The sequence below is a fragment of the Amycolatopsis pretoriensis genome, assembly GCF_900107925.1.
Classification (GTDB): domain Bacteria; phylum Actinomycetota; class Actinomycetes; order Mycobacteriales; family Pseudonocardiaceae; genus Amycolatopsis; species Amycolatopsis pretoriensis.
This window is the reverse complement of the sequence record NZ_FNUJ01000002.1, coordinates 555999-582721: the sequence shown is the minus strand read 5'-3', so window position 1 is coordinate 582721 and position 26723 is coordinate 555999. Positions and strand designations below refer to the sequence as shown.

General features: G+C 72.6%; 22 protein-coding genes. 10 read left to right on the top strand and 12 right to left on the bottom strand.

Going from position 1 to position 26723, the window contains the following annotated elements:
• The first annotated feature begins 32 nt into the window (after nucleotides 1-32).
• Nucleotides 33-626 (top strand): TetR/AcrR family transcriptional regulator, encoded by a 594-nt coding sequence (locus BLV96_RS09555; protein WP_091388995.1) that lies wholly within the window; start codon nucleotides 33-35, stop codon nucleotides 624-626.
• Here BLV96_RS09555 and BLV96_RS09550 read toward each other — a convergent pair.
• Entirely contained in the window at nucleotides 623-2278 is a 1656-nt protein-coding gene (locus BLV96_RS09550; RefSeq protein WP_091388992.1) for a glycoside hydrolase family 99 protein, read from the bottom strand. The two genes, BLV96_RS09555 and BLV96_RS09550, sit on opposite strands and share 4 nt — an antisense overlap.
• Before the next feature lie 119 nt (nucleotides 2279-2397).
• Nucleotides 2398-7716: an RHS repeat-associated core domain-containing protein gene (locus BLV96_RS09545; RefSeq protein ID WP_091388989.1), complete on the bottom strand. Its 5319-nt coding sequence runs from the start codon at nucleotides 7714-7716 to the stop codon at nucleotides 2398-2400.
• A 278-nt stretch (nucleotides 7717-7994) separates the two neighbouring features.
• On the opposite strand from BLV96_RS09545, the gene BLV96_RS09540 reads away from it, so the two are divergent.
• Nucleotides 7995-8480 (top strand): carboxymuconolactone decarboxylase family protein, encoded by a 486-nt coding sequence (locus BLV96_RS09540; RefSeq protein ID WP_086684518.1) that lies wholly within the window; start codon nucleotides 7995-7997, stop codon nucleotides 8478-8480.
• On the opposite strand, the gene BLV96_RS09535 is transcribed toward BLV96_RS09540, so the two are convergent.
• Both BLV96_RS09535 and BLV96_RS09530 read right to left on the bottom strand, forming a co-directional pair.
• Complete coding sequence (locus BLV96_RS09535) at nucleotides 8444-9823, bottom strand: MDR family MFS transporter (protein ID WP_086684503.1); 1380 nt, start codon at nucleotides 9821-9823, stop codon at nucleotides 8444-8446. The two genes, BLV96_RS09540 and BLV96_RS09535, sit on opposite strands and share 37 nt — an antisense overlap.
• Entirely contained in the window at nucleotides 9820-11280 is a 1461-nt protein-coding gene (locus tag BLV96_RS09530) for an aldehyde dehydrogenase (protein ID WP_086684506.1), read from the bottom strand. The genes BLV96_RS09535 and BLV96_RS09530 overlap by 4 nt, the downstream gene beginning before the upstream one ends.
• Before the next feature lie 473 nt (nucleotides 11281-11753).
• Here BLV96_RS09530 and BLV96_RS09525 point away from each other — a divergent pair, with 473 nt between their 5' ends.
• The gene (locus tag BLV96_RS09525; protein ID WP_086684509.1) at nucleotides 11754-12599 is read left to right on the top strand and encodes an oxidoreductase; all 846 of its coding nucleotides are present in this window, start codon (nucleotides 11754-11756) and stop codon (nucleotides 12597-12599) included.
• A 9-nt stretch (nucleotides 12600-12608) separates the two neighbouring features.
• The gene (locus tag BLV96_RS09520) at nucleotides 12609-13151 is read left to right on the top strand and encodes a TetR/AcrR family transcriptional regulator (protein WP_086684512.1); all 543 of its coding nucleotides are present in this window, start codon (nucleotides 12609-12611) and stop codon (nucleotides 13149-13151) included.
• Between the two features lie 4 nt (nucleotides 13152-13155).
• Here the strand turns inward: BLV96_RS09520 and BLV96_RS09515 are convergent, their stop codons facing one another.
• The gene (locus tag BLV96_RS09515; RefSeq protein WP_091388986.1) at nucleotides 13156-14250 is read right to left on the bottom strand and encodes a CaiB/BaiF CoA transferase family protein; all 1095 of its coding nucleotides are present in this window, start codon (nucleotides 14248-14250) and stop codon (nucleotides 13156-13158) included.
• A gap of 13 nt (nucleotides 14251-14263) precedes the next feature.
• Nucleotides 14264-14419 carry a hypothetical protein gene (locus BLV96_RS49735; RefSeq protein ID WP_158104236.1) on the bottom strand — a complete coding sequence of 52 codons (156 nt, stop codon included), beginning with the start codon at nucleotides 14417-14419 and terminating at the stop codon, nucleotides 14264-14266.
• A 262-nt stretch (nucleotides 14420-14681) separates the two neighbouring features.
• Between BLV96_RS49735 and BLV96_RS09510 the strand changes: the two genes are divergently transcribed.
• Entirely contained in the window at nucleotides 14682-15851 is a 1170-nt protein-coding gene (locus tag BLV96_RS09510) for an acyl-CoA dehydrogenase family protein (RefSeq protein ID WP_244180187.1), read from the top strand.
• A gap of 12 nt (nucleotides 15852-15863) precedes the next feature.
• Here the strand turns inward: BLV96_RS09510 and BLV96_RS09505 are convergent, their stop codons facing one another.
• Nucleotides 15864-17129, bottom strand: a complete 1266-nt coding sequence (locus BLV96_RS09505) for an MFS transporter (protein WP_086684441.1) — start codon at nucleotides 17127-17129, stop codon at nucleotides 15864-15866.
• A 66-nt stretch (nucleotides 17130-17195) separates the two neighbouring features.
• On the opposite strand from BLV96_RS09505, the gene BLV96_RS09500 reads away from it, so the two are divergent.
• Complete coding sequence (locus tag BLV96_RS09500) at nucleotides 17196-17972, top strand: IclR family transcriptional regulator (protein WP_086684438.1); 777 nt, start codon at nucleotides 17196-17198, stop codon at nucleotides 17970-17972.
• A gap of 276 nt (nucleotides 17973-18248) precedes the next feature.
• A complete protein-coding gene (locus BLV96_RS09495; protein WP_086678271.1) occupies nucleotides 18249-20012 on the top strand; it encodes a glycoside hydrolase family 3 protein in 1764 nt (587 codons plus the stop codon).
• Here the strand turns inward: BLV96_RS09495 and BLV96_RS09490 are convergent.
• From BLV96_RS09490 to BLV96_RS09475, 4 genes are read right to left on the bottom strand one after another with little or no spacing between them, the layout of a single operon-like run.
• Complete coding sequence (locus BLV96_RS09490) at nucleotides 19981-20679, bottom strand: alpha/beta hydrolase (protein ID WP_086678269.1); 699 nt, start codon at nucleotides 20677-20679, stop codon at nucleotides 19981-19983. The two genes, BLV96_RS09495 and BLV96_RS09490, sit on opposite strands and share 32 nt — an antisense overlap.
• The gene (locus BLV96_RS09485) at nucleotides 20676-21920 is read right to left on the bottom strand and encodes an amidohydrolase family protein (RefSeq protein WP_086678268.1); all 1245 of its coding nucleotides are present in this window, start codon (nucleotides 21918-21920) and stop codon (nucleotides 20676-20678) included. Before BLV96_RS09485 ends, BLV96_RS09490 begins: the two co-directional genes overlap by 4 nt.
• Nucleotides 21920-22684, bottom strand: a complete 765-nt coding sequence (locus BLV96_RS09480; protein WP_208608183.1) for an SDR family NAD(P)-dependent oxidoreductase — start codon at nucleotides 22682-22684, stop codon at nucleotides 21920-21922. Before BLV96_RS09480 ends, BLV96_RS09485 begins: the two co-directional genes overlap by 1 nt.
• Before the next feature lie 11 nt (nucleotides 22685-22695).
• The gene (locus BLV96_RS09475) at nucleotides 22696-23424 is read right to left on the bottom strand and encodes an SDR family NAD(P)-dependent oxidoreductase (protein ID WP_086678267.1); all 729 of its coding nucleotides are present in this window, start codon (nucleotides 23422-23424) and stop codon (nucleotides 22696-22698) included.
• A gap of 122 nt (nucleotides 23425-23546) precedes the next feature.
• Between BLV96_RS09475 and BLV96_RS09470 the strand changes: the two genes are divergently transcribed.
• The 3 genes from BLV96_RS09470 to BLV96_RS09460 are packed head-to-tail and all read left to right on the top strand — an operon-like array spanning nucleotide 23547 to nucleotide 25770.
• On the top strand, nucleotides 23547-24104 hold the full coding sequence (locus tag BLV96_RS09470) for a carboxymuconolactone decarboxylase family protein (protein WP_086678266.1): 558 nt from the start codon (nucleotides 23547-23549) through the stop codon (nucleotides 24102-24104).
• A complete protein-coding gene (locus BLV96_RS09465; protein ID WP_086678265.1) occupies nucleotides 24101-24958 on the top strand; it encodes a fumarylacetoacetate hydrolase family protein in 858 nt (285 codons plus the stop codon). Before BLV96_RS09470 ends, BLV96_RS09465 begins: the two co-directional genes overlap by 4 nt.
• The gene (locus BLV96_RS09460) at nucleotides 24958-25770 is read left to right on the top strand and encodes a fumarylacetoacetate hydrolase family protein (RefSeq protein ID WP_086678264.1); all 813 of its coding nucleotides are present in this window, start codon (nucleotides 24958-24960) and stop codon (nucleotides 25768-25770) included. Before BLV96_RS09465 ends, BLV96_RS09460 begins: the two co-directional genes overlap by 1 nt.
• A gap of 7 nt (nucleotides 25771-25777) precedes the next feature.
• On the opposite strand, the gene BLV96_RS09455 is transcribed toward BLV96_RS09460, so the two are convergent.
• The gene (locus tag BLV96_RS09455; RefSeq protein ID WP_086678263.1) at nucleotides 25778-26683 is read right to left on the bottom strand and encodes an SAM-dependent methyltransferase; all 906 of its coding nucleotides are present in this window, start codon (nucleotides 26681-26683) and stop codon (nucleotides 25778-25780) included.
• Nucleotides 26684-26723: the final 40 nt, after the last annotated feature.

Here is a 26723-nt window from a genome sequence, read left to right as displayed (position 1 = left end):
AATGACCCCGATCACGGGGCGAGGTGAGGCGCATGACGGGCGAGGCCGGACGGCCCCGCGACCCCGAGGTCGACCGGCGGGTGCTGAGCGCGGCCGCGGAGGTCTTCGGCGAAGACGGCTGGGGCCGGTTCACGGTCGACTCCGTGGCCCGGCGCGCCGGGGTCGGCAAGGCGTCGATCTACCTGCGCTGGCCGAACAAGAAGGAGCTGCTGGCCAGCTGCCTCGAAGCGCGGATCACCCCGGTCGCCGACATCGACACCGGCTCGGTGCGCGAGGACCTGGTCCGCCTCGCCGAGCAGATGCTGACGGCGTTCTTCGGCGAGTCGGGCCGCGCGACGACGAGGCTGCTGCTGGAGGCCGACCGCATCCCCGGCGTGGCGGAGCGGGTGGCCCAGCTGCGCCAGGCCCAGGTGCTGGCGGCCCGTGCGATCGTCCGGCGCGGCATCGCCCGCGGCGAGCTGCACGGCGGAACGAGCGTGACGCTCCTGCTGGACGCGATCGTGGGTGGCTGCCTCAACCACGCGCTGGCCGCGCCGGCCCACCTGCGGCCCCAGGTGGCGGCGGGGTTGACGGACTACGCCGGCGAGCTGGTCGACTTCGTCCTCGGCGCGGTGACCGCCGGTTAGCCGTAGACCTCGAACCGGGCCAGCTGACCGGCCGGCCACCCGGTGTTGCCGGTGCAGGTCACGCGCAGGAACCGCCGGGCACCACCGGGAACGGCGATCGTGACGCTGTTGCCCCGCGCCGGATCGAACACGTACCCCGTCGCCGGGACCAGGGTGTCGAACGTGGTGCCGTCGGCCGATCCGGACACGGCCAGGGTCTGCGTCCGGGTGCCCCACGCGCTCGACGGCGGGACCGCGAGCACGATCCGCGTCACCGCGGCCGCCGAGCCGAGGTCGGCCTGCAGCCACTGGGGGAACGCGTTGTTCGCGCTTTCCCAGTAGGTGTCCGGGTTTCCGTCGACCGCGTTGCCCGCGCCGTAGTTCTGCGTGTGGCTGCTTTCGCTCGTGCCGCGGCCGCGCGCGAGGTCGGTCGAGCCACCGGTGGTGAGCGTGGGCCGGGTCGGGCGGACCGCCGTCAGCGGGATTTCGCCCTTGAGCATGCGGCCGCCGTCGGCGGTCAGCCGCAGGTAGTAGTCCGACGAACAGGCCGTCCCGTCTTCGTCGAGCGCGAGCAGTCCGGAGCCGACCGGGGTCATCGACGCGTTCTCGGCCGTCTTCGCGATCTGGTTGCCTTCGCCGTACTCGTCGAACATCGAGATGTAGATGCCCGCGACGCCGGCGCGCACCACGTTGTAGAACTGGCGCCACATGAAGTCGCCGTGGGCGCGCTGCCGCCCGGAGACGTCGCCGGGCAGGACGCACGGCTGGTAGTCGATGCCGTGGGCGGCGCAGTCGGCCTGGTCGGGCACGGTCAGGTTCTGGTACGCCCAGTCCGAGCCCGCCGCGTCGCCGATCGCACCGACCATCCACGGCGAGATCATGTGGAACGAGCGGTAGACGTCCCCGAAGCCGGGCCGCGACCCGCCGTCGCTCGTGCGCCATTCCCGCGGCACCCCGCCGATCACGTAGCAACCCTGCGCTTTGAACCAGTTCACGACGTCGAGGCAGGTCCCGGCGTCCCACGGGTGGTTGCCGTCGTTGTACCCGAAGCCCCAGATGCAGACGACCGGCTTGCCGTTCTGACGCGCGTACGCCGGCGACGCGGTGTGCGCGGACATCTTGGCCGCCCAGTCGGCCTTCATCTCCGTCTGCATGGCGGCCCAGCCGGTGGCGTCGTACATGATGTAGAACTTCCGCCCCTGCGCCTCGGCGGCGGCGCGGACCTTGGCCGCCATCGCGTCACGCGTGGGCCCTTCGCTGCTGTTGGGGTTGAAGCGCTGCAGCGCGGCCGTGTCGCAGCCGTTCTCCCGCATCCACCGGAAGTGCGTGTCGACGGTCTGCTGGTCGTAGGACGAGAAAAGCGTTGCCGCCTGGCCGTTCCCGAGGTTGCCGTAGGCCGTGGGGTAGGTGCGCGCGTACTCGCGCTGGTCCGGCCAGGCCTTGATGACGTTGTTGCCCGGCGACGGCGTCCGGCCCCAGTCCTGGCTCCAGTGCCACCAGCCGCCGATCGGCGCGCCGTCACCGGCGCAGGCGAACCAGCCCTGGTAGCCCACGGTGATCTTGCCGACGACGTCCCCGGGCGGACTGGCCGCGGCGGCACCCGGCGCACCGATGGCGCCGAGCGCGCCCAAGGCCGCGGCCGAACCGAGGAAAACCCTGCGCGAGATCGCCATGCCAGTTCCTCTCGCCACGCTGCTCGAGTCCGTGACCGGACTGTAGGCGGCGCGACAGGAACTGGCAATAGTCGAACCGATTGCGGAAATTTTCGTACCGATGCCCGCAAGAAATGACGTCAGTCGACGTCCATCTGGTTCGCCAGGCCTTCCTGCTGACGTGCCCACAGCGGATCGTGGTGGGCCTTGAACTTCGCCGCCGCGTCCGAGATCTGCGCGTCCGTCGGGTCCGGCATGTTCTTGATCTGCGGCGGGTCGAGCTCGCCGCGCTCGAGCTTGGCCCAGTCCTCGGCCGTCGGGTTCTTGTAGAAGCCGCCGTAGCCCGGCCACTCGCCCGTGCGCGCGCCGTCGCGGGCGCCGTGCATCTCGGCCGCGTCCCACTTGTCGATCGGCTTCGTGGTCACCGTGCCGTGGTCCGCCGTGTGCCCGCCGGCCGGAACCGCCTGGCCCGCCTGCGGGTTGTACCGCATGCCCTCGCCGCTCGAGCGCATGTCGTCGATCATCTTGTGGTACGAGTCGTCCGCGATGGCCATCCGCTTCTGCTCGTCCTCCCAGGCCTTGCGGTCCGGGTGGTTCGGGTCGTTCTTGACGGCGTCGCGCCGGTCCTGCTCCGCCTTCGCCGCGTCCGCCTTGTCCTTGTCGTACAGCGGGTGGTCTTCGTGGTGGACGTGGTTCTTGTCGTTGCCGTGGTAGACCTGGTCGGAGAAGGTGTCGTTGCCCGTCTTGCCGAAACCCTGCTGGTGGCCGTAGCCGAGCTGGTTGAGCTGGACCGCCGTGCTCGGGTCGTTGCCCTCGATGGCGCTGCGCTGGGCGTGCCGGTACGAACCGAGGCGGTCGTCGTACTTGAGGTTCGCGTCCGGCGAGGTGTTCGGATCGTTGCGGACGTCGCCCTTGGTGAACCCGGACTCGTGGTTCGCGCCGCCCTTGCCCGTGCCGGGGTGGTAGCGGTGGTTGGCGTGGTCCTCGTAGTAGGCGTACGCGTTGTTCTCCAGCGGCTTGTTGTCCTTGTCCTTCCGCAAGCCCTTCGCGCCGCCGTTGTCGCTCAGGATGTCGTACCCGGCGGCGTGCTCGTTCTGGTGCGTCTTGTCCCCGTCGATCTTGTAGTCGTACTTCTCGTTCAGGCGCTTGCGCTCGGCGTTCCGGTCGCCGTAGGTGCTTTCCGGGTACTTGCGGTTGCTCGTCGACGGTCCGTCGTTCCCGCGGGCGTAGGGGTGGGCCTGGGCCCGGGCGGCCGCCGCCGCGCACGGCGTGGTCCGCTGCGGGCCCAGCCCGAGCGGGTCGGTCATGGCCGTCGGGTTGTCCACATAGGACATCGAGTCCGGCGCCGGGGTCAGGCCCAGCGGGTCGTGCGAAAGGAATCGCCCGGTCTCGGGGTCGTAGAAGCGGTGGCGGTTGTAGTGCAGCCCGGTCTCCGGGTCGTGGTACTGGCCGGGGAACCGCAGCGGGGTGCTCGCCGTGCCGCCGGCCGAGACGGCCGGGCCCCACAGCGCCGTGTGCAGGTGGCCGGCCAGCGCACCGGTGTCGTCGACCAGCTCCGCGGGCGCGCCGACGAGGTCGGCCACGATGGCGTGGAACCGGTCCCCGCCGGCACCGAGGACGCGCTCGGTCTGGGTGAGCGGAAGCGGCGAGCCGGGCGCGTACTCCCACACCGTCGCGACCGGCGGCCGGCCCGGTCCACTGTGGACCTGCTCGGCCGGGACCTGGCCGTCCCAGGCGAACTCGACCTGCTCGGCCACGGCGCCGCTGCCGTCGAGGCGCTGCTTGGCGATCCGGCGGCCGAACGGGTCGTAGCGGTACCGCCACGTCGTGCCGTCCGGCGTGCGCACGCCGGTCAGCCGGTTTTCCGCGCTCCACTCGTAGGTCCACCGCTGCCCGTGGCGTTCGCGGGCGACGACCCGGCCTTCGCCGTCGTGGCTGTAGCGCGTCGGGCCGGCCGAGGTGAGCAGGGTGCCGGTGTAGGATCGGGGCCCGCCGGCCTGCGGCCCGCCGGACCAGCCCGCCCCGGTGACGGCGCCGCTCGCGTCGTACTCGTAGTCCTCCTGCCAGCGGGGACCGCGCACGCTGCGGACCCGGCCACGGGGGTCGACGTCGAGGGTGCGCTGCCCGGAGATCAGGTCGGTCACCCCGGCGAGGTAGCCGTCGGGCAGGTAGCCGTACTCGCGCCGCTGCAGCGTGTCCGGGCCGCGCAGCACCGTCTGCGCGGACAGCTGCCCGGTGGGTGTCCAGTCCTGCCGCAGCTGCGCCACCGGCCCGGTGCGGGTGACCAGTTCGCGCACGGTTTCCCGGCCCGCGGCGTTGTACCCGAACCGCAGCGTGCGCCCGGCGGTCGTCAGCGCGACCGGGCGTGCGACGGCGTCGTAGCCGACGACCGACTCCGCACCCGAGGGCGTCCGGCGGGCCACGCGGCGGCCGAGGGCGTCGTAGCGGTAGGCCACGGTCCGGCCGTTGATCGACTCCGCCAGCACGCGGCCGAGCGCGTCGTAGGTGTACCGGACCTCGCTGTGCGCGTTGGCCGCCGACACCATCCGGCCGGCCTCGTCGTAGGTGAACACGGCGACCTCGTCGGCGCTGCTTCGCCGCACGACCCGGCCGACCGCGTCGCGTTCGAGGGTGATGGTCTGGCCGGCGCCGTTGGTGCGCGACACGAGCCGGCCGGCGGCGTCGTAGCCGTAGCGCAGGACGCGGCCGTTGTAGTCGGTTTCCCCGACCTTCCGGCCCGCGGCGTCGTACTCGTAGCGCCACACCAGGCCGCGCTCGTTGGTGACCGAGGTGAGCCGCAGTTCGGTGTCGTAGCCGTACTTCAGCGTGCCGCCGTCCGCGTCGCGCTCGCTGACCGGCAGGTCGAACTGGGCGTACTCGATGCGGGTGACGCCGCCGCGCGGGTCCGTCCGCTCCTCGAAGCTGCCCCGCGCCGTCGCCGCGAACCGCTCGACCGCGCCGTCGGCGTCACGCCGCTGCACGAGCTGGCCGGCGGCGTCGCTGACGAACGTCGTGGTGTGGCCCAGCGGGTCGGTCTCGCTGGTCGTGTTGCCGAGCGCGTCGTAGCCGTAGCGCCACACGGCACCGTCCGGCGCCGTGACGAGCAGGGGGAGCCCGGCGGCGTTGGCCTGGATCCGGGTGACCCCGCCGAGGGCGTCGGTCACCGAATCCACGGTGCCGGTGAAGGGGTCGTAGGTGTACGAAGTCGCGGCGCCGGTCGGGTCGACGGTCCGGGCCAGGCTGCCGTCGGCGTCGTACTCGTAGCGCCACACGGCGCCGTCCGGCCCGGTCACCGCGACCGGCCGGTGCCGGTCGTCGTGGCCGACGACCAGCCGGCTGCCGTCGGGCCGCGTCACGGCGGTCGGGTTGCCGGCCTCGTCGTAGTCCCAGCGCGTGACGTTGCCGAGCTCGTCGGTCTCGGCGACCACGCGCCCGAAGCGGTCCCGCTCGGCGCTCGTGGTGTTCCCGAGCGGGTCGGTCTGCCCGATCACGCGCAGCCGCTCGTCGAGCCGGTAGCGGGTGACGGCGCCGAGCGAGTCGGTGACGGTCGTGACGCCCGGCTCGAAGGCGAGCGTCGTGTCCAGGTAGCCGTCGGTGCCCTGGGCGCGCACGCAGCGGCCCTGGCTGTCGTAGCCGTAGCGGTACCAGCGGCCGTTGACGTCTTCCCAACGCGTCAGCCGGCCGTCGGCGTCGTAGGTGAACTCCTGCGGGGTGCCCACGGCGTCGACGACCCGGACGAGCCGGCGCGCGGCGTCGTAGGTGTACTCGGCCAGCGGAACCGGCGAACCCGCCGCGCGCACCGCCGTGACCAGGCCGCCGGCGCTGTCGATCTCGACGCGGTAGCCGCCGGAGTGCTCGACCGCCACCGGCACGCCGTCGCGGTAGCGGAAGACGATCCGGTTTCGCGTCCCGTCCACGATCGCGCGCAGCGGCAGCGTGGTGTCGCCGGCACGGCCGGCGAAGTAGCGCATGCGGTCGGACTGCGGGTCGCCGACGACGAACCCGTGCCGGACCCGCCGCAGCGCCAGGTACGGGCCGCTGTCCGGGACGACCGCCTCCACGCCGGCCGGGACCGGGAAGCGCAGCAGGGTGCCGTCGGCCAGCGCCAGGTGCAGCCCGTCCGGCTCGACCTCGAGGCGCTCGTCCAGCGTCGAGGCCCAGGTGGGGCCGAACAGCCGGCCCGCCCGGTAGGACGACAGGTGCGTGCGCTCGACCACCAGCGGCAGGGCGCCGGGCAGCGAAACGTCTTCCTGCACGAGCATCACGGCCCCGGTCGCAACGTCGATCGGGTCGCCGCAGTCGGTCTTGTCCTTCGTCTGCGTGGTGTGCTCGTCCGGCTTCGGGTTGTTGTCCTTGATCCGCCCGCCGTCGCCCTTGGGGTCGCCCTTCGGGGTGCTCGACGGCGTGGTGTCCGCGCCCTTGGCAGCCGGCGGCGGCGTCGGGTCCGGGCTCTTGGGCGTCTCGTCGGGGCCCTTCGACGCGGGGGGCGGGTCGCTCTTCGGCGGGGGCGGGGTGTGGTCGCCGGACGGCGTCGTCGAGTCGCCCTTGGCTCCCGACGGCGTCGTGTTCCCGTCGCCGCCCTTCGGCGTGGGCGGCGGGTCGGTCTTCGGCGGGGGAGCGTCCGGCCCGCCCTTGCCCTTCGGCCCGTCCAGGCCCTTCGGGTTGCCGTTGATGTCGGCGTGCTTCGGCGCCGGGCCGGCTTTGCCCGGTTTGATGTTCTTCAGCGCCTTGGCGGCGTCGGAGAACAGGTCGCCGGCGCGCTTGAGCAGCGGGATGAGCGCCTGCAGGGCTTTGACGAGCCGCTTGGTCAGGTCGGCGATCTTCGACGCCGTCTTCGCCACGGCGTTGATGACCTGGGGGACGACCCACGTCAGCCCGATGCCGAGGGTGAACACGACCTGCAGCGCCCAGCTGATCAGGTGACCGACGAGCTCGGCGATGATGTCCCGGACGAGCGCCCGGACCGCGGCGACGACCTCACCGGCGGTCTTGACGCCGCTGGAGGCGCCTTCGCAGCCCTTTTGCGCGGTTTCCAGCAGGGTGACCGTGTCCTGGGCGCGCTGCCGGTAGGTGTCGCCGGCGTTGCCCGTCCACGACGCCGTGTCGGCCTTGACCATGCCGGTCAGGTCTTCGCCGACGCTGCCGAGTTCGGTGGCGACGTTCTTCCAGGTCTCGGACTGGGCGGCGATTTCGTCGGCGTTGCCGGTCAGCGCGTTGAGGGCCTCCTTGAGCGGGCCGACGTGTTCGATCAGCCAGCCGACACCGGCGGCGAGGATCGCGCCGAACGGGTCCATCGCCATGGAAAGGGCGTCGAGGGCGGTACCGACGGCGCCGAGCGCGACCGACGCCCAGTCACCGCTTTCGATCGCCGACTTCAGGTCGTTCGCCGACTCCAGCAGCGAAATGCCGGAATACGCCTTCGTCGAATCCTGCGTCTGCGCGATCAACGGGTTGCTCACTTACGGCCCTTCTCCTCCACCGGCCTGGCGGCCTTCAGTGAAGTTAACAAGTGGTGGCGGCCAGAAGACCAAGAACCCCTCCGAATGCCCGTTGAACCAGCCGATCGTGCCCGCGTTGCGGGGACCGGTGTTCACACCTGTGAATCGGCCGGCCGTTGCTGTCCGAAGTGGACATTCGGTCGTGGGTGGCGCCCGTCACACCGCCGCGGTGTCACAGGGTTCGCGCACCCGGTGTCTCGATGTCGTTCACCTGCCACGACACGAGTGAGGACGAAGCCATGGAACCCCGCATCGACCTGTTCACCACCGAGACCGGCGCCCGGCTCGGCAAGCGGTTCGCGAACCTCGGCCAGGTGGTCTCCCGGTCGCCGCTGCCGCAGGCCACCCAGGAGCTGGTGAGCCTGCGGGCCAGCCAGATCAACGGGTGCGGCTGGTGCATCGACATGCACACCAAGGAAGCCGCGGCCGCCGGCGAGACCGCCGTCCGGTTGCACCTCGTCGCCGCCTGGCGGGAGGCGACCGTGTTCACCGACGCCGAGCGGGCCGCGCTCGCGCTGGCCGAGGAGGGCACCCGGCTCGCGGACCACCACGACGGCGTCTCCGACGCGACCTGGGCCCGGGTGCGCGAGCACTACGACGACGAACAGGTCGCCGCCCTCGTCGCGCTGGTCGCCCTGATCAACGCCGCCAACCGGCTCGCCGTCATCGTGCACCAGCGAGGCGGTTCCTACGAAGCCGGGATGTTCGAGGCGGCGCTCGGCTGACGGCGCAGCAGGCCGGCGAGGACGGCGCCGAGCACGACCACCGGGGTGATCGCCAGGAAGGCCCCGCCGAGCGTGTGTGCGACGTCCTCGCCGAGCAGGCTGCCGAACACCGCCACCCCGAACGCCGCGCCGATCGAGCGGGCGAAGGTGACCACCGCGCTCGCCGCGCCGATGTCGGTCGCGGGCACCGCGTTCTGCGCCGCCGTCAGCGCCACCATCGGGACCATGCCGATGCCGACGCCGGCGACCAGGAAGTACGCGACCAGGGCGAGCTGGGCCGTCCCCGGGGCCAGGGTGCTCAGCAGCAGGAGCCCGGCGACGTTCAGCGCCATGCCGGTCACCAGGACCACCCGCAGGCGCGCGGGGTTCGCGACCCAGCGGCCGGCCAGCGACTGGCTGACGACCAGCCCGATCACCAGCGGCAGCATGTGCACGCCGGACAGCGTCGCCGACACCCCGTCGGCGACCTGCAGGAACGTCGGCAGGTAGACGAGCACGCTGAACATCGCGACGTTGGCGATGAACCCGACGAGCGAGGCGATGACGACCGTGCGCGAGGCGAACATCGACAGCGGCAGCACCGGCGCGGCGGCCCGGCGTTCGACCGGGATCACCAGCAGGGCCAGCACGACGGCCGCGGCCGCGAGCCCGAGGGTGCCCGGGGACGTCCAGCCCCAGCGCGGCCCGAACGAGGTGATCAGGACCAGTGCGGTGGCCGCGCCGGCCAGCAGCAGCGCACCGGGGTAGTCGATGCGCGCGGCCGGCCTGCGGACCGGGGCCGGCAGGGCGCGCGCCGCGAGGATGACCGCGACCAGCCCGACGGGCACGTTGACCAGGAACGCCCACCGCCACGACAGGTGGTCGGTGAACAGGCCGCCGAGCAGTGGCCCGGCGATGCTGGCGACGCCGTACACCGAGCCGAACCGGCCCTGGTACCGCCCGCGTTCGGCGGGTTCGACGATGTCACCGACCAGGGCGAACGTCAGGACGATCATCCCGCCGCCGGCCAGGCCCTGGACGGCACGGGCGGCGATCAGCTGGGGGAGGTCCTGGGCGAGCCCGCAGAGCGCGGACGCGACCAGGAACGCGGTGGTGGCGACGAGGTATAGGCGCTTGCGCCCGAGCATGTCGCCGAGCTTGCCCCACAGCGGGGTGGCGGCGGTCGAGGCGAGCAGATAGGACGCGGTGATCCAGGCGATGTCGCGGAACCCGCCGAGGTCGGCGGCGATCTTCGGCAGCGCCGTGGAAACGATGGTCTGGTCCAGCGCGGCCAGCAGGACGGCGAGGATCAGCGCCGTCATCGCCAGGCGCACCGCGGGTCTCGCGGGGGTGTCGAGGGTCATCGGTCGTTCGCTTCCGGGATCGTGATGGTCTGGTATTCGGTGTAGGTGCCGAGGCCGACGGCGCCGTATTCGCGGCCGAGGCCGCTGGCCTTGAAGCCGCCGAACGGGCCGTCGAAGCCGATCGGCGCGCCGTTGACGGTGACGGTGCCGGTCCGCACGCGGCGGGCGACGGCCAGCGCGTGCGCCGGGTCCGCCGACCACACGCCGCCGGAGAGGCCGTACTCGGAGTCGTTGGCGATGCGGACGGCGTCGTCCTCGTCGTCGTAGGCGATGACGACCAGGACCGGGCCGAAGATCTCCTCCTGGGCGATGCGCATCCCGTTGTCGACGTCGGCGAACAGCGTCGGCGTGACGTAGTTGCCCTTTTCCAGTCCCACCGGGACTTCCGGGCCGCCGGTGACGAGCCGCGCGCCCTCGGAAACGCCGATGCGGATGTAGTCGAGGACGCGCTCCTGCTGGTCGCGGCGGATCATCGGGCCGATGAAGGTCGCGTCGTCGGCCGGGTCACCGACGCCGAGGGACTCGATCAGCGCCTTCAGCCCGGCGACGACCTCCTCGTAGCGGCTGCGCGGCGCCAGGATCCGGGTCTGGGCGATGCACGACTCGGCGTTGTTGAGCAGGGAGCCGAACTTGAGGCCCTGGACCGCCGCGGCGACGTCGGCGTCGGGCAGGATGATCGCGGCGGACTTGCCGCCCAGTTCGAGGCTGACCCGCTTGAGCTGTTCCCCGGCCAGCGACGCGATGCGGCGCCCGGCGCGGGTCGAGCCGGTGAAGGCGATCTTGTCCACGCCCGGGTGCTTGACGAGGTACTCGCTCGTCTCGCGGTCCGCCGGCAGGACGCTGATGACGCCCTCGGGCAGCCCGGTCTCCACCAGCAGGTCGGCGAGCAGGCTCATGCTCAGCGTGTTCTCGGGCGAGACCTTGAGGACGACGGTGTTGCCGGCGAGCAGCGCGGGAATGATCTTGGCCAGGGCCGAGGAGAACGGCGAGTTCCACGGGATGATCGCGGCGACCACGCCGATCGCCTCCCGGCGCACGACCGACCGGAACGGCAGGGCCGGGTCCGACGGCTCGAGGGTCTTCTCCCAGTCGAACTCTTCGGCCGCCTTGAGGTAGGCGTTGGCCTGCCGGCCGAGGCCGGGCTGCCCGGCCTGGGTGAACCACAGCGCAGAGCCGTTCTCCGCGGAGATGAGCGCGGCGATCTCGTCCGCGCGCTTCTCGCGCAGGGCGGCGAGCCGGCGGAGCACGGCGATCCGTTCCGCGGGTGTGGTGTGCGGCCACGGGCCTTCGTCGAAGGCCTGCCGGGCCGCCTCGACCGCGCGGTCGACGTCGGCGGGCAGCGCCTGCGCGGCGCGCCCGATGACCGCGTTGTCGTGCGGGGAAACGATGTCCAGCGGTTCGGCGCTGCTCGGGCTGGTCCACGCGCCGCCGATGAAGAGCTGGTTCCGGGTGATCACTGGGTGCCTCCTGGTCTGTCTCGATCTGCCACATGAATGTAGCACTTATGGCTAGTAAGGCGCGCACTTGTGAGGCGGTGCACAGCGGCGCGAAGCTTGACTTACACGCACTGCGTCGCGTGACGCTCGCGATCTCGGCGAGCAGGGTGGGCAGAGAACGACCGTGTTGTGCTTCGGGGCGAGGTCGGGAATTTTGGTTCGGCGGTAAGGGTTTCGCGAGGTCTCCGGCTGGACTGTCCACTTCGGACTAGGCCCGACCTCCGCCGAGGCTGCCGGCGTTGTTCCGCGGCAGTTGTCGCCCCGGCTCACCCGCCCGGCGCGCCCCGCATCGCCTGCCCGGGCCCGCCCGTCGCGCCTCTCAACCGCCGCACTCGCGAGGCACTTTCCTGTCTCCGCCGTCACACCAAGTCGCACTTAATGCCACTTCATGCTCCAATTGGCACATCGATGAGTCACTTACACAGGAGCAAGCGATGAGCAAGACCTGGTTGATCACCGGAGCATCCCGAGGCTTCGGCCGCAGCCTCACCGAAGCGGTCCTGGCGGCCGGCGACTCCGTCCTCGCCACCGCACGCCAACCCGGCCAGTTAACCGACCTCACAGCCCGCTACGGCGACCGCATCCGCCCCTTCGCCCTCGACGTCACCGACGCCAACGCGGCCGCGACCGCCGTCAAAGAAGCCATCGACACCTTCGGCCGCCTCGACGTGGTCGTCAACAACGCCGGCTACGCCAACAGCGCGCCCATCGAAGAGATGGCCGAGGACGACTTCCGCGCGCAGATCGAGACCAACCTCTTCGGGGTCGTGAACGTCACGCGGGCCGCGCTGCCGGTCTTCCGGGTGCAGCGGTCCGGTACCTTCGTGCAGTTCTCCTCGATCGGCGGCCGCGTCGGCGGCACCCCCGGGATGGGTGCCTACCAGACCGCGAAGTTCGCCGTGGAAGGCTTTTCCGAGGTGCTCGCGAGCGAGACGGCTCCCTTCGGCGTGAAGGTGATCATCGTCGAGCCCGGGGCGTTCCGGACCGACTGGCAGGGCTCCTCCATGACCCGGCACACCGTCGGCGCCGACTACGAGACGACCGTCGGCGCCATCCACCGCTACCGGGACGAGCACGACGGCAACCAGCCGGGCGACCCGGCCCGCGGCGCGAAGGTCGTCGTCGATGTCGTCGGCGAGGTCGACCCGCCCCGGCGGCTCATTCTCGGTGGTGACGCCGTCGTCGCCGCGTTGAAGGCCGGCGAGGAGCGGGCCGCCGAGACCGAGCGGTGGGCCGAGGCGAGCCGCGCGGCCGACTTCCCGGTCGGGGACCGCGGGTAGGTTGAGACCGTGAGAGCCGATGCCGCGCGCAATCTCGAACTGCTGCTGACGACGGGCGCCCGCATGCTCGCCGACGACCCGGCCACGAGCATCGCGGCGATCGCGGCCGAGGCCGGGGTGGACCGCCGGACCGTCTACCGCCGGTTCACCGGGCGCGAGGAACTGCTGACGGCGGTGTACCAGGCCCGGCTCGACGCGATCGAGGCGGCGATCGAGGCGGCCCGCCTCCGCGAAGCGCCGGTGCCGGTGGCCCTGCACCGCTACGTCGAGGAGATCGTCGGGGTCAACCGCAAGTGGCCGACCGAGGTCAGCCGCATGCGCTCGGACCCGGAGATCTGGGCCCGGCGCCTGCGCGCGATCGACGAGGTCGACACCTTCCTCCAGCGCGCCACCGACGAAGGCTTCCTCCGGTCCGGGCTGCCGGATCGCTGGCCGGGCAACGTGCTCGGCCAGCTGGTGCACCTGTCCACAAAGGACCTGCCCGGCTTGAGCGACGCGCAGGCGGCCGACGTCATCGTCGACACGTTCCTGCGAGCCTTCGGCGCGAAGTGACGCCCTAAGCTCCCCACTCGGCGAAAACGGCCTCACCGTCCGCGCCCGGCCGGGGCGGCGGAGCCGGGTGTCCCGTGGCCGTGCGGGAAAAGCGCGGTGCCGGGGCCGCCTGCTCGACGCCGTCGACCTCGATGATCGTCTCGCGCGCCGCGAGGTGCGGGTGGGCCGCGACCTCCTCGGGGGCCAGCACCGGCGTCACGCACGCGTCCGTGCCGGCGAACACTTCGGCCCACTCGTCCCGCGTTCGGGTGAGGAAGACCTCGGCGAACCGGGCACGCAGACGCGGCCAGCCGGTGCGGTCGCGCTGCTCGGGGAGGGTCGCGGGATCGACGTCCAGGCCGTCGAGGAGCGCGCGGTAGAACTGCGGCTCGATCGCCCCGACCGCGACCCAGCGGCCGTCCCGGCAGACGTAGGTGTCGTAGAACGGGGCGCCGCCGTCGAGGAGGTTCGCGCCGCGCTCGCCCGACCAGGTGCCCTGACCCCGCATCGTCCACAGCATCTGCAGGAGCACGCTGGTGCCGTCGACCATCGCCGCGTCGACGACCTGACCCTCGCCGGACCGCTCGCGTTCCCACAGGGCCGCGAGGACGCCGGTGACGAGGAACATCGAGCCGCCGCCGAAGTCGCCGACCAGGTTCAGCGGCGGGACCGGGCGCTCGCCGGCGCGGCCGATCGCGTGCAGCGCGCCGGTGAGCCCGATGTAGTTGATGTCGTGGCCGGCGCGCGCGGCCAGCGGGCCGTCCTGGCCCCAGCCGGTCATCCGCCCGTAGACGAGCCGCGGGTTCAGCTCCCGGCACGCGTCCGGGCCGACGCCGAGGCGTTCGGCGACGCCCGGCCTGAAGCCTTCGAGCAGCACGTCGGCCCGCGCGATCAGCCGCCGCACCAGGTCCGATCCTTCGGGGGACTTGAGGTCCGCCGCCACGGACCGCCGGCCGCGCAGCAGGTGGTCGGGCTTGCCGCCGGTCAGGTCGAGGGTGCCCAGGGGACGTTCGACGCGCACGACGTCGGCGCCGAGGTCGGCGAGGATCATGGCCGCGTGCGGGCCGGGCCCGATGCCGGCCAGCTCGACGACGCGCAGCCCGGCGAGGGGTCCTGTCATGGTTCGTCCTCCGTCAGCGGAACTTCGGCGGCCGCTTGCCCGGGAAGGCCGCGACTCCTTCGCGGCCGTCCGGACCGGCGGCCCGGGCCCGGATGGACACGCTCTCACGCCGCGGCGCGGCTTCCGCCGCGGGGATGGCCGTCTCGCGCGGCAGGTGTTTGGTCGCCACCTGGGCGACCGGCCCGAGCCGGTGCGCTTCCTCGGCGGTGACGACGGGGTTCAGGCGGTGTCCTCGGGCGCGCGTCGTCGGACCGGGTCCGGCGCACGGCCAGCCGGAGCTCGTTCACAGTGGACTGGTCGAGCGGGTTGCCGCGCGGGTGCCCCGATCGTACGGTCGAGCCGACCATCCGATCGGCGTTGTTCAGGAGTTTCCCGTGGTGGCTTACGACCTTCCCGCCCCCTCCGCGCGTGCCCGCGAGCTCCACGAACGGATGCTCGCGTTCGTGCGCGACCAGGTGCTGCCGGCCGAAGCCGAGTACCTGGCGCACCGCCGCGCCGCGGGCCCGGACGACCACGTCGTCCCGCCGGTCGTCGAGCGGCTGAAGACGGCGGCGAAGGCCGAAGAGCTGTGGAACCTCTTCCTGCCGGCCGAATCGGGGCTGACACAGCTGGAGTACGCGCCGATCGCGGAGCTGTCGGGCTGGAGCCTCGACCTGGCGCCCGAGGCCATCAACGGGCAGGCGCCCGACACCGGGAACATGGAGCTGCTGCACCTGCTCGGCAGCGAGGACCAGCGGCGGGAGTGGCTCGCGCCGCTGCTGGCGGGGGAGATCCGGTCGGCGTTCGCGATGACCGAGCCGGACGTCGCCAGCAGCGACGCCACGAACATCGCCACGCGGATCGTGCGCGACGGCGACACGTACGTCATCACCGGCCGGAAGTGGTGGACGAGCGGGGCGATGGACCCGCGGTGCGCGTTCTTCATCGTGATGGGCAAGACCGACCCCGAGGCGGCGACGCACCGGCAGCAGACCATGGTGCTGGTGCCGCGCGACACGCCGGGCGTGACGGTCGTGCGCGACCTGCCGGTGTTCGGCCACCACGACCAGCACGGCCACGCCGAGGTCCGCTTCGACGACGTCCGCGTGCCGGTGGAGAACGTGATCGGCGAGGAGGGCGGCGGGTTCGCGGCCGCGCAGGCCCGGCTCGGCCCGGGCCGCATCCACCACTGCATGCGCGCTTTGGGGGCCGCCGAACGCGCGTTGGCGCTCCTCGTGGCCCGGGCGCGCGACCGGGTGGCGTTCGGCGGGCCGCTGGCCGACCAGGGGGTGGTGCAGCAGCAGATCGCCGAGTCCCGGCTGGAGATCGAGCAGGCGCGGATGCTCTGCCAGCGGGCGAGTCACGTGATCGACATCGCGGGCAACAAGGCGGCCCGCGACCTGGTGGCGATGGCGAAGGTGGCGGTGCCCCGCGCGGCGACCCGGGTGATCGACCGGGCGATCCAGGTCCACGGCGGCGCGGGTGTCACGGACGTGACGCCGCTGGCGGCGATGTACGCGTGGCACCGCGCGATGCGGCTGTTCGACGGCCCGGACGAGGTGCACCTGCGGTCCATCGCGAAAGCCGAGCTGCGGCGGGAGCCGGTGCTGCCGCCGGCCTGACCTCGCGGCACGTCACGCGACTTGGCGGATCGGCAGGACCAGAACCGCACCGAGCAGCCCCGCGACCGCACCGAAGACGAACAGCGCCGCGAAGTTCTGCGGGGCCTCCGGCGTCGCGCCCAGCGCCAGGATCGCCGGGGCGACCGCGGGCACCAAGGAGCTGGGCAGGGTGTTCGCGATGTTCATCAGGCCCAGGTCCTTGGCCGGGTTCGCCGGGTCGGGCACGAGCTGGGTGACGAGCGCGATGTCCACGCTCAGGTACACGCCCTGGCCGAGCCCGACGACGCCGACCGCGGTCAGGAACGCCGGGAACGAGTGGGCGAACGCCGCCATGACCAGGCCGGCCGCGAAGATCAGCGCCGCGGCCACCACGAACGGCTTGCGGCGGCGGACGCGGTCGGACAGCTTGCCCGCGATCGGGGCGAAGACCACCGCCGCCGCCGTCAGGACCAAAGTGGACAGGAACACCGCGCTCGCCACCTCGGCCGGCGGGAAGTGCAGGACCAGGATGAGGTAGAACGTCTGGTACGCCTGGATCGCCGCGACGCCGAGGAACACCAGCAACCGGCTCGCCCACGCCCACGCGAAATCGGGACGGCGGCGGGGGTTCACCCAGAACGTCCGGGCCAGCTCGCGCGCGTCGAACGGGGGACGTTCCGTGATCGGCGCGTCCCGGAGGAACGCGAACAACGCGAGCGTGCCGGCGATCGCCGCGGCGGCGGGCAGGAGGATCATCGCGGCCAGGTGCGGGGCGACCAGCTGGGCGCCGAACAGGCCGAGGACGGCACCCAGCGGCAGGCTCAGCCCGAGCACCGCGGACGCCGGCCCGCGCCGGTGCGGCGGAACCTGGTCGGCGAGCACCGCCGTGCACGCGACCGTCACCGAGCTGAACCCGGTGAACGTCGCGACCGCGGCCAGCGTCAGCACCGGCGTGCTTCCGGCCACGAGCATGATGACCGCGCCGACGGCGAACAGTGCCGCGCCCAGCAGGAGGAACGGGCGGCGCCGGCCCAGGCGGCTCGTCGTGCGGTCGCTGAGCCGGCCGAGCAGGGGGAAGGCGATGAGCGAGGCCAGCGCGCCGACGCCGGTGACCACCGAGACCGTGGTCGTCGCGCGGGCGGCGTCCAGTTCGGTGGCCTTGAGGGACAACGTCAGCACGGCGGGGACCAGGTTCGCCATCGCGGCGCCGACCGCCGCGAGGCCGAGGAACAGCAGGAAGCCCCGGCGGGGGACGGCCGGACCGGGTCTGGCCGGGGTGGTTTCGACGGAAGCACTCATCGTTGGGCACCTTTCGCCACGGTTGCCCGGAAGGATGACCAGCGGCTTCGGGTACGGTCACCGGTTGTGCCAACCAATGGAAAGCGTGGCCGCCGCCCGGCGCACGGCGAGCCGGTCGTCGACCGCGCGCTGGCGCTGCTGGCCGCGTTCGACGCCGACCACCGCACGCTCTCGCTGGCGGAGCTGAGCCGCCGCTGCGAGATGCCGCCGAGCTCGGCGCTGCGGCTGGCGAACCGCCTGCGCGAGTGGGGCGCGCTCGAGCGCGACGACGCCGGGCGCTTCTGCGTCGGCCTGCGCCTGCTGGAGGTCGCGACGCTCGCCCCGCGCGGGCACGGGCTGCGGCAGGTGGCGCTGCCGTTCATGAACGACCTCGCCGAGGTCACCCACCAGCACGTCCAGCTGGCGGTCCGCGACGGCATGCAGGCACTGCTGGTCGAGCGGCTGTCCGGGCACCAGGCGGCACCGGTGGACTACCGCACCGGCGGGCGGCTGCCGCTGCACTCGACCGGCGTCGGCCTGGCGCTGCTGGCGTTCGCGCCGCGGGAGGTGCAGGAAGAGCTGCTGGCCAAGCCGGTGTACAGCGAGCCGGACAACCGGTTGATCCCGGCGGACAAGCTGCGCCGGACACTGGCCGAGGTGCGGAGGGAGCGGCTGGCGATCTTCCGCCGCCAGGACGAGACGGTGGCGATCGTGTCGGTGGCGGCGCCGATCTTCGGGCGCGGTGAGGTGCTGGCGGGGGTGCTGGGGGTGCTGGTGCCGAAGCGGGTGGCGCAGCCGAGGCATTTGGGGCTGGCGGTGCAGACGGCGGCGCGGGGCATCTCGCGGGAGTTGGGCGCGTGGTGAGGCGCTGGGCTTCGGGTGGGGCAGGTTGCGGGAGTTGGGCGCGTGGTGAGGCGCTGGGCTTCGGGTGGGGCAGGTTGCGGGAGTTGGGCGCGCGGTGTGGCGTTGGCCTTCGGGTGGGGCAGGTTGCGGGAGCTGGGGCTCGCGTTGTGGCGCCGGCCTCGGCCCGGGCTGCTCGCCGCGGAGCCGGGCACGCGATGAAGTACCCGTAGCCGCACCACTTGCCATTCAATGGCACCTCGATGGGCTCCACCCGAACCGGTCGGCATGCTCGGCCGCATGTTCCCCTACCAGGACCCGGCGCGACCGGTCGGCGACCGCGTCCGCGACCTCCTCGGCCGGATGACCGTGCCGGAGAAGGCCGGGCTGCTCTTCCACGCCCCCGTCGCCGTCCGCCCCGATGGTGGGTTCGTCGAAGACCCGGCCGGCCCCCTGCCCACCGCGCCGACGACGGAAGTCCTGCGGGACAAAAACCTCCGCTGCCTCTCACTGATGGCGCCGGTGTCGGCCGGCCCGTTGTCCCGCTGGCACAACGAAATCCAGCGGCTCGCGGCCCACAGCCGGCTGGGCATCCCGGTGCTCGTCTCGTCGGATCCGCGGCACTCGGCGAACGACAACCCGCTCACGTCGGTAGCGTCCGGCGGCTGCTCGCGCTGGCCCGAACCGCTCGGCTTCGGCGCGCTCGCCGACGAACACGCCGTGCGGGCCTTCGCCGAAACCGTTCGCGCCGAGTACGCGGCGGTCGGGATCCGGCTGGCGCTGCACCCGATGGCCGACCTCGCGACCGAACCACGCTGGTGTCGCACCTCGGGCACCTTCGGCGCCGACCCGGACGTCGTCGCCCGGCTGGCCGCCGCGTACGTGGAAGGCCTGCAGGGCAACGAACTCGGCCCGGACTCGGTCGCGGCGATGGTCAAGCACTGGCCGGGCGCCGGTCCGCAGGCCGGCGGCGAGGACGCGCACTTCGCGTCCGGCAAGGACCAGGTCTACCCCGACGGGCGCTACGACGAGCACCGGGCCGTCTTCCGCCCGGCACTGGCAGCCGGCGCGGCCGCGGTGATGCCGTACTACGGCCGCCCGGTCGACGTACCCGGCCTCGCCGGGGTCGGGTTCGCCTTCGACCGCGAGGTGATCGCCGGCCAGCTGCGCCGCGACGAGGGCTTCGACGGCCTGGTCTGCACCGACTTCGGGCTGCTCACCGACGTGACGCTGCCGGACGGCTCGGTCTGGCCCGCCCGCGCGTGGGGCGCGGAAGACCTCGACGTCGCCGGGCGCGTGCTCCGGCTGCTCGACGCGGGCGTCGACCAGTTCGGCGGCGAGTGGTGCCCGGACGTCCTCGTCGGCCTCGTCGAGGCGGGCAGCGTGCCCGAGACGCGGCTCGACGAGTCCGCCGGGCGCGTCCTGGCGCTGATGTTCCGGCTGGGACTGTTCGAGAATCCGTACGTCGACGAGACGCACGCGGTCGCCACCGTCGGCCGGCCCGACTTCACCGCCGCCGGAGCCGACGCGCAACGCCGGTCGATGGTCCTGCTCTCCGGCTCCCTGCCGCTGCACCGCGGAATACGGTTGTACGTCGAGGGAATCGACCCCGCGGTCGCCGCCCGCTACACGTCCATTGTGGACTCTCCGGCCGAAGCTGATGCCGCGGTCGTGCGGATCGACGCACCGTACGAACCGAGGCCCCGGCTCCCGGAGGCGTTCTTCCACCAGGGGCGGCTCGACCTGCCCCGGGAGGCGAGCGATCGTCTGCGCGCGCTCATGACCACCGTCCCGACGGTCGTCGACGTCTTCCTGGACCGGGCGGCCGTCGTGCCCGAACTCGCCGAGCACGCCGCCGCGTTGCTGGCCGACTTCGGCGCGGCCGACGACGCCGTCCTCGACGTCGTTTTCGGTCACGCGAAAGCCGAGGGCCGGTTGCCGATCGAGCTGCCGTCGTCCATGGCGGCCGTCGAAGCCCACCCGGAGGACCGGCCGGGCGGCACCGCGGACCCGCTGTTCCCGCTCGGGCACGTCAGCGGGTCAGTGCGGCCCGCAGGAACTTGACGGAGGTGGCGACGACGGCCGCCGGATCGGCGCCGATCCAGCGGTGCCGGGCGCCGGGGACCAGGTGCAGCTCCACCGGCGCGCCCGCGTCGCGCAGGGCGCCGGCGAGCCGGACGCTCTGCGACGCGGGCACCAGGTCGTCGTCCGAACCGTGCATCAGCAGGACCGGCGGCGCGCCGGCGTGGGCGTGCGTCACCGGACTCGCCGCCCGCGCGAGGTCCGGTACCGAATCCGGCGGTGCCCCCAGCAGCGACGTCTCGCGCGAGACGTCGCCGGTCAGGCCGAGCAGGTCGGTCGGCGGGAACCACGCCACCACGGCGTCCACTGTGGACCCGGTGAGCGCGGCCAGCAGGCCGAGGTGCGCGCCGGCCGACTCGCCCCAGACGAAGACGGGCTTGCCGTCGCGGACGGACTCGATCGCCGCCCGGACGTCGTCCAGCGGCGCGGGAAAGGTCGCCTCGCCGCTGAGCCGGTAGTCGGCCGCGGCGACCCGGAACCCGTGCGCCACCAGCTCGTCGGTCAGGTGCTCGAAGCCCGGCAACGAATGAAGCCGGGAGCCGCGCCGCCAGCCGCCGCCGTGCAGGTACACGATCGTCGCGACCGGGTCGTCCGGTCCGGACAGTTCCAGTTCCAGCGGCCGGAACCCCGGCACCTCGCGGTAGATCACGTGGCCGCCTTGTGGAACCGCCCGCCCTGCATGATCACTTCGAGGTTGGCCGGGTCCTGCAGCAGCGTGACGTCCGCGGTCGGATCGCCGCGGACGACGAGGACGTCCGCGAAGTAGCCCTCGGTGAGCAGCCCGACCGGCAGGTTCATCACCTGTCCACCGTGGAACGTCGTGGCGCGCAACGCTTCGGCGGGGGAGTAGCCGAAGAGCCGGACGAACAGCTCCAGGTCCCGCGCGTTGCGTCCGATGGGGTTGTTCGGGAACCCGTAGTCGCCGCCGGGCAGTACCCGCAGGCCGCGCTTGCGCAGCTCCGGGTACAGCTGTTCCATCGCGGCCAGTGACCTCACCGAGCCGGTCTTCTCCGCGTCGATGCCGAACTCCGCGCCCTCGTGGACGTTGGCCCACATGATGCCGACGGCGGGGGACAGGAAGATCGAATCCTTGTGCTGCTCCAGCAGATCGATGGCTTCGGGGTCGGCGTAGGAGCAGTGGTAGATCGAGCGGAATCCGGCCCGCACGGCCAGTTTGATCGACTCGGGTGACTGGGCGTGGCAGTTGAGCCAGACGCCGGACTCGCGTGCCTGCTCGCCGGCCGCGTTCGCCTCTTCCGCGCTGTACTGGGTGACCATCGAGCCGCCTTCGAAGAAGACGTCGTCGTTGCTCATCAGCAGTTTCACGCTGTCGAAGCCGAGTTCGGCCTGCTCCCGCACGAACGCGCGCACGGCGTCCGGGCCGGTTTCCTGCGGGGCCGGGCCGTCCGGGCCCAGCCGCACCGGGTTGTTGTCCCGTTCGAACGACGCCGCCCGCAGCCGGGGCCCGGCGGCCAGTCCGGCGGCGATGCGGTCGCGCAGCCGGACTTCGGTGGGCACCGGTGTCAACGACCCCGCGGAGTAGGCGCTGGTGAAGCCGTGGTCGAGGAGGATCCGGGCGTTGCGCTCGGCGAGCGCGAGGTGCTCGTCCGGGCTCGGCAGGTGGTGGAAGAAGCTCACGTCGACCGGCGGGTTGAACGACGGGTCGAGGTGCCCGACCGCCGAGGGGAACGTCAGGTGGCAGTGCGACTCGACCAGCCCGGGCATGACCGTCGCGCCGCGGCAGTCGACCACCCGGTCGTCCGGCGCGGGCTCGATGCCGGTGCCCACGTGCTCGATCCGGTCGCCGCGGACGACGACGTCGGCGGGGACCGCCGGGGAGCCGCTGCCGTCGAAGACGCGGCCGCCGGTGAAGACCACTCGGGCGGCCATCACGCCCCCAGCATGGTGTAGCCGCCGTCGGCGACCAGGAACCCGCCGGTGATGTGCCCGGCGTCCTCGGTGGCAAGGAACAGCGCCGCCCCGGCCAGTTCTTCGGGCTTCGGGATGCGGCCCATCGGCGTCGCGTCCCGCAGCTTCTCCGCGCGGCCGCTCCGCCAGTCCTCGCGGCCGAGCGTGGCTTCGGTCTCGATGAACCCGGGCGCGAACACGTTCACCCGCACGGTGGGGGCGAAGGCGTGCGCGTAGGACTTGGTCAGGCCGATGATCCCGGCCTTCGCCGCCGCGTACTGCGGGGCGCGGGCGCTGCCGCGCGCGACGACGGTCGAGCCGATGTTCACGATCGCGCCGCCGCCCTGGGTCAGCATCCGGTCGCCGAACTCGTGCGTGCACAGGAGCGTGCCCTTGATGTCGACGGCCAGGACGTGGTCGACGGACTCCTCGGTGAGGTCCCGCCACGACATCTGGTCGCGGGCGACGTCGCCGACGTTGTTGATCGCCACGTCGACCCGGCCGAAGTGGCTCCACGCCTCGTCGGCCAGCCGCCGGATCTGCGCGTGCTCGGAGATGTCCGCCTGGACGAGGAACGCCTTGCGCCCCAGCTCTTCCACGCGGGCCGCGGTGCGCTCGGCGCCGGCGCGCGAGCCGCGGTAGTGCACGGCGACGTCGGCGCCCTCGCGGGCGGCGCGCACGGCGATCTCGGCACCGAACCCGGTGCCGGCGCCGGTGACGAGGACGGTCTTGCCGGTGAAACGCACGAAGGACTCCTTCAGACGAGGGTGCGGCCGCCGTCGGCGTACAGGACGTGTCCCGTGACGAAGGCGGCTTGGTCGGAACAGAGGAACAGGATCGGGCCGGTCAGGTCTTCGGGCGTGCCGAGCCGGCCGGCCGGGACGAGCGCGGTGAGGCCGTCGCGCACACCGGGTCTCTCGAGGTGGTCGCGGGTCAGGCCGGTTTCGGTGTAGCCGGGCGCGACGGCGTTGACCGTGACGCCGGACGCGGCCCACTCGCGGGCCATCACCCGGCAGAGCTGGTCGACGGCGCCCTTGCTGGCCGCGTAGGGCGCGTGGTGCGGGTGGGCGAGCAGGCCGGACACCGAGGACAGGTAGACGATCCGGCCGTACCCGCGGGTGACCATCAGCTCGCCCGCGGCCCGGCCGGTCCAGAACGCGCTGTCGGCGTTGACCGAGAGGATCCGGCGCCAGACGTCGTCGGGCGTGTCGAGGACCGGGCGCCGGTCGTTGACGCCGACCGCGTGGACGAAGATGTCGAGCCGGCCCAGCAGTTCGTCGGCGCGGGTGACGCAGTCCCGGGCGCCGCCGGCGTCGGTGAGGTCGGCTTCGAGGGTGCGCAGGCCCAGGTCGGCGAGCCGCCGGGGGTCGCGGTCGGCGACGACCACGTCGGCCCCGGCGTCGGCGAGCGCGCGGGCGGCCGCGGCGCCGATCCCGCCCGCGCCCGCGACCAGCGCGCCCTTGCCCCGAAGACCCAGCCAGTCCACTCCCGCTCCCTGCTCCCGATGTGACGGCGACGCTAAGCGCCGCTGTCGCCGACCGGGAACGGACGTTCCATTCAATGGCAGACCGGCGCTCGTCCTGGTGGGGCACTGCTGGGATCGGGGACATGACGAGACTGCCGCGGCTGACTCCGGCTTCCCTGACCGACGACCAGCGCGAGCTCTACGACGCCATCGCCGGCGGACCCCGCGCGGGCGGCCCGTTCCCCCTCACCGACGCCGAGGGGGCGCTGACCGGGCCGTTCAACGCGATGCTGTTCGCCCCGCCGGCCGGGCAAGCCCTGCAACGGCTCGGTGCGGCCGTCCGGTACGAGACCGCGCTGGGCGACCGGGTGCGGGAGCTGGCGATCCTGGCCGTCGCGGCGCACTGGGACTGCGCGTTCGAGCGGTACGCGCACGAGCCCGCCGCGCGCGCCGTCGGCGTCACGGATGCCCAGCTCGCGGCGGGGACGCTGCCGGACGACCTCTCCGCCGTCGAAGCGGCGGCCCTGCGGTTCGTGGACGCACTGCTGGAGGGTGATGTCGACGACGTGACCTACGCCGAGACCGTGCCAACCATTGGCAACCGCGTGGCCGTCGAGCTGACCACGCTGGTGGGCTACTACGCGACGCTGGCGCTGCAGCTGCGCGTCTTCCGAGTCACCGTCCCCGTGGAGCAGCCGTGAAGCTCGTGACCTTCGACGACGGCCTGGTCGGCCGTCTCGCCGACGACCTCGTCCTGGAACTCGACACCGCGTCGGCGCGCGAGTTCTTCGAACGCGGCGGGAGCGTGCCCGAGACCGGGCGCCGCTTCCGGGCGTCCGAGGTGCGCCTGCGCGCCCCGATCGTGCCGAAGAAGTTCTTCCACACGGCGGGGAACTTCCGGGAGCACCACGACGACCTCGCCCGCGTCAACTGGTCGCACCCGGTGAACAAGGGCATCGTGTTCTTCCAGAACGTCGACGCGATCATCGGCCCCGGCGACCCGGTCGTGTACCCGGCGCACCTGACGAACGAGCTGGACTACGAGCTCGAAATGGCCGTCGTGATCGGGAAGCCGGGCAAGTTCTTCGGCGCCGAACAGGCGGCCGAGCACATCGCCGGGTACCTGATCTTCAACGACATCACCGCCCGCGACATCCAGCGCCGCGAGATGGAGTCGGGGGTGTTCTCGTTCTCGAAGGCGATCGACACGTTCTGCCCGATCGGCCCGTACATCGTCACCGCGGACGAGGTCGGCGACCCGCACGACCTGGACATGGAGCTGCGGGTGAACGGCCAGGTGCGGCAGAAGTCGAACACCGCGAAGATGTCCGTGACGATCCCGGAGCTGGTCGCGTACCACTCGCCGCAGGTCTACAGCGCGGGCGACCTGATCACGACCGGCACGGTGGCCGGCGTCGCGGCGAGCACCGACGACCCGTTCGCGCACTACCTGAAGCCCGGGGACGTGGTCGAGGCCGAGATCGAGAAGCTCGGGGTGCTGCGCAACCGGGTCGTCTCGTGGGAAGACGCGTACGGCGCGCCGTGGGCGGAGTGATGCGGCTGGCCAACCTCGACGGCCGCGCCGCGTTGATCTTCGGCGACCGCGCGTTGGACGTCTTCGAGGCGGGTGGTTTCGGCCCTGATCCGATGGACGTCCTGGCGGACTGGCCGGCGTTCTCGGCGTGGGCGCGGTCGGTGACCCCGGCGGGCAGCCCGTACGACCCGGCGCTGGTGGGGCCGCCGGTGCCGCGGCCCCGGCAGGTCTTCGCGGTGGCGCTCAACTACCCGCCGCACGCGGCCGAAGCCGGGTACGAGCCGCCCGCGGACCCGTTGGTGTTCACCAAGTTCCCGACGTGCATCGCGGGTCCGGACGAGACGGTCGAGCTGCCGGGCGACCGCGTCGACTGGGAAGCCGAACTGGTGGCGGTGATCGGCCGCGGCGGCCACCGGATTCGCTCGGAGCAGGCGCTTTCGCACGTCGCGGGGTACACGGTCGGACAGGACTTGTCGGAGCGGCGGGTCCAGGCGCTGGGGAAGCCGCCGCAGTTCTCGCTGGCGAAGTCGTTCCCGGGGTTCGGCCCGACCGGCCCGCACCTGGTCAGCGAGCTCGCCGCGGACGCCGAGATTTCGTGCCTGCTGGGGGACGAGGTGGTCCAGAAGGCGTCGATCGCGGACATGATCTTCGGAGTCCCGGAGCTGGTGGCGCGGTTGTCGGCGGTGTGCCCGCTTCTGCCGGGTGACTTGATCTTCACGGGCACGCCGGCGGGGGTGGGCAACCGCCGGACGCCCCCGCGGTACTTGACCGCGGACGACGTGCTGACCACCCGCATCGACGGCCTCGGGGAGCTGCGGACCCGCTTCCGCTGACGCGTGGCTACCCCGCGGTCACGCCCAACGTGCCCCGGACGTACCGCACGTCGGCCATCCGCAAGGCGTCCTGCTCGAGCGGCGGCAGGCCGTACTCCGCCAACAGCTCCCGAACCGTCCGCCCCGCGACCTCCCAGCCGAGTCCCACCAAGTACGGCGCGGCCTCGTTGCGCTCGCCGAAGTAGCGCAGCTTGGCCATGTCCGGGTCGAAGTTCGCCGACCGGAAGAGTTCCGAAATGCGGTTCAAGCTCTGCTTCGTCCGGTCCTCCTCACCCGGGCGCGGGGTGGGCCGGCTCTCGGTGGCCACCCGGCTGCCCGGCGCGCTCAGCTCGGTGATCGTGTCCAGCAACCGGTCCTGCGCCTCCGGCGGCAGGTAACCCAGCAGTCCCTCCGCACTCCACGCCGTCGGCCGCGCCGGGTCGAACCCCGCCGCGCGCAGGGACGTCGGCCAGTCGTCGCGCAGGTCGGCCGCCACCACGCGCCTTTCCGCGGTCGGCTCGGCGCCGAGCCCGGCCAGCGTGCGCGTCTTGAACTCGACGACCTCGGGCCGGTCCAGCTCGTACACCACCGTCCCGGCCGGCCAGCGCAACCGGTACGCGCGGGAATCCAGCCCCGAAGCCAAGATCACCACCTGCGCGAGGCCGGCGTCGAGGAAGAACCCGTCGTAGAACCGGGTGCGCACCGCGGCGCCGTCGATCGCGGCCCGTCCGACCAGCTCGCCGGGTGGCTCGTCGCCCGTCGCCAGCCGGGTGAGCAGATCGATGCCGACCGCGCGGACGAGCGGTTCGGCGAACGGGTCGGCGAGGAGTGCGTCGCGGGTCGCGATCGCCCGGGTCATCGCGGCCAGGGTCGCGGTCGCGCCGACACTGGACGCCAGGTCCCACGTGTCGCCGTCACGGCGAGGGGAAGTCATGGTGCGATCATGCCCCGGATCCACCCCCGGCTCTCTCGGA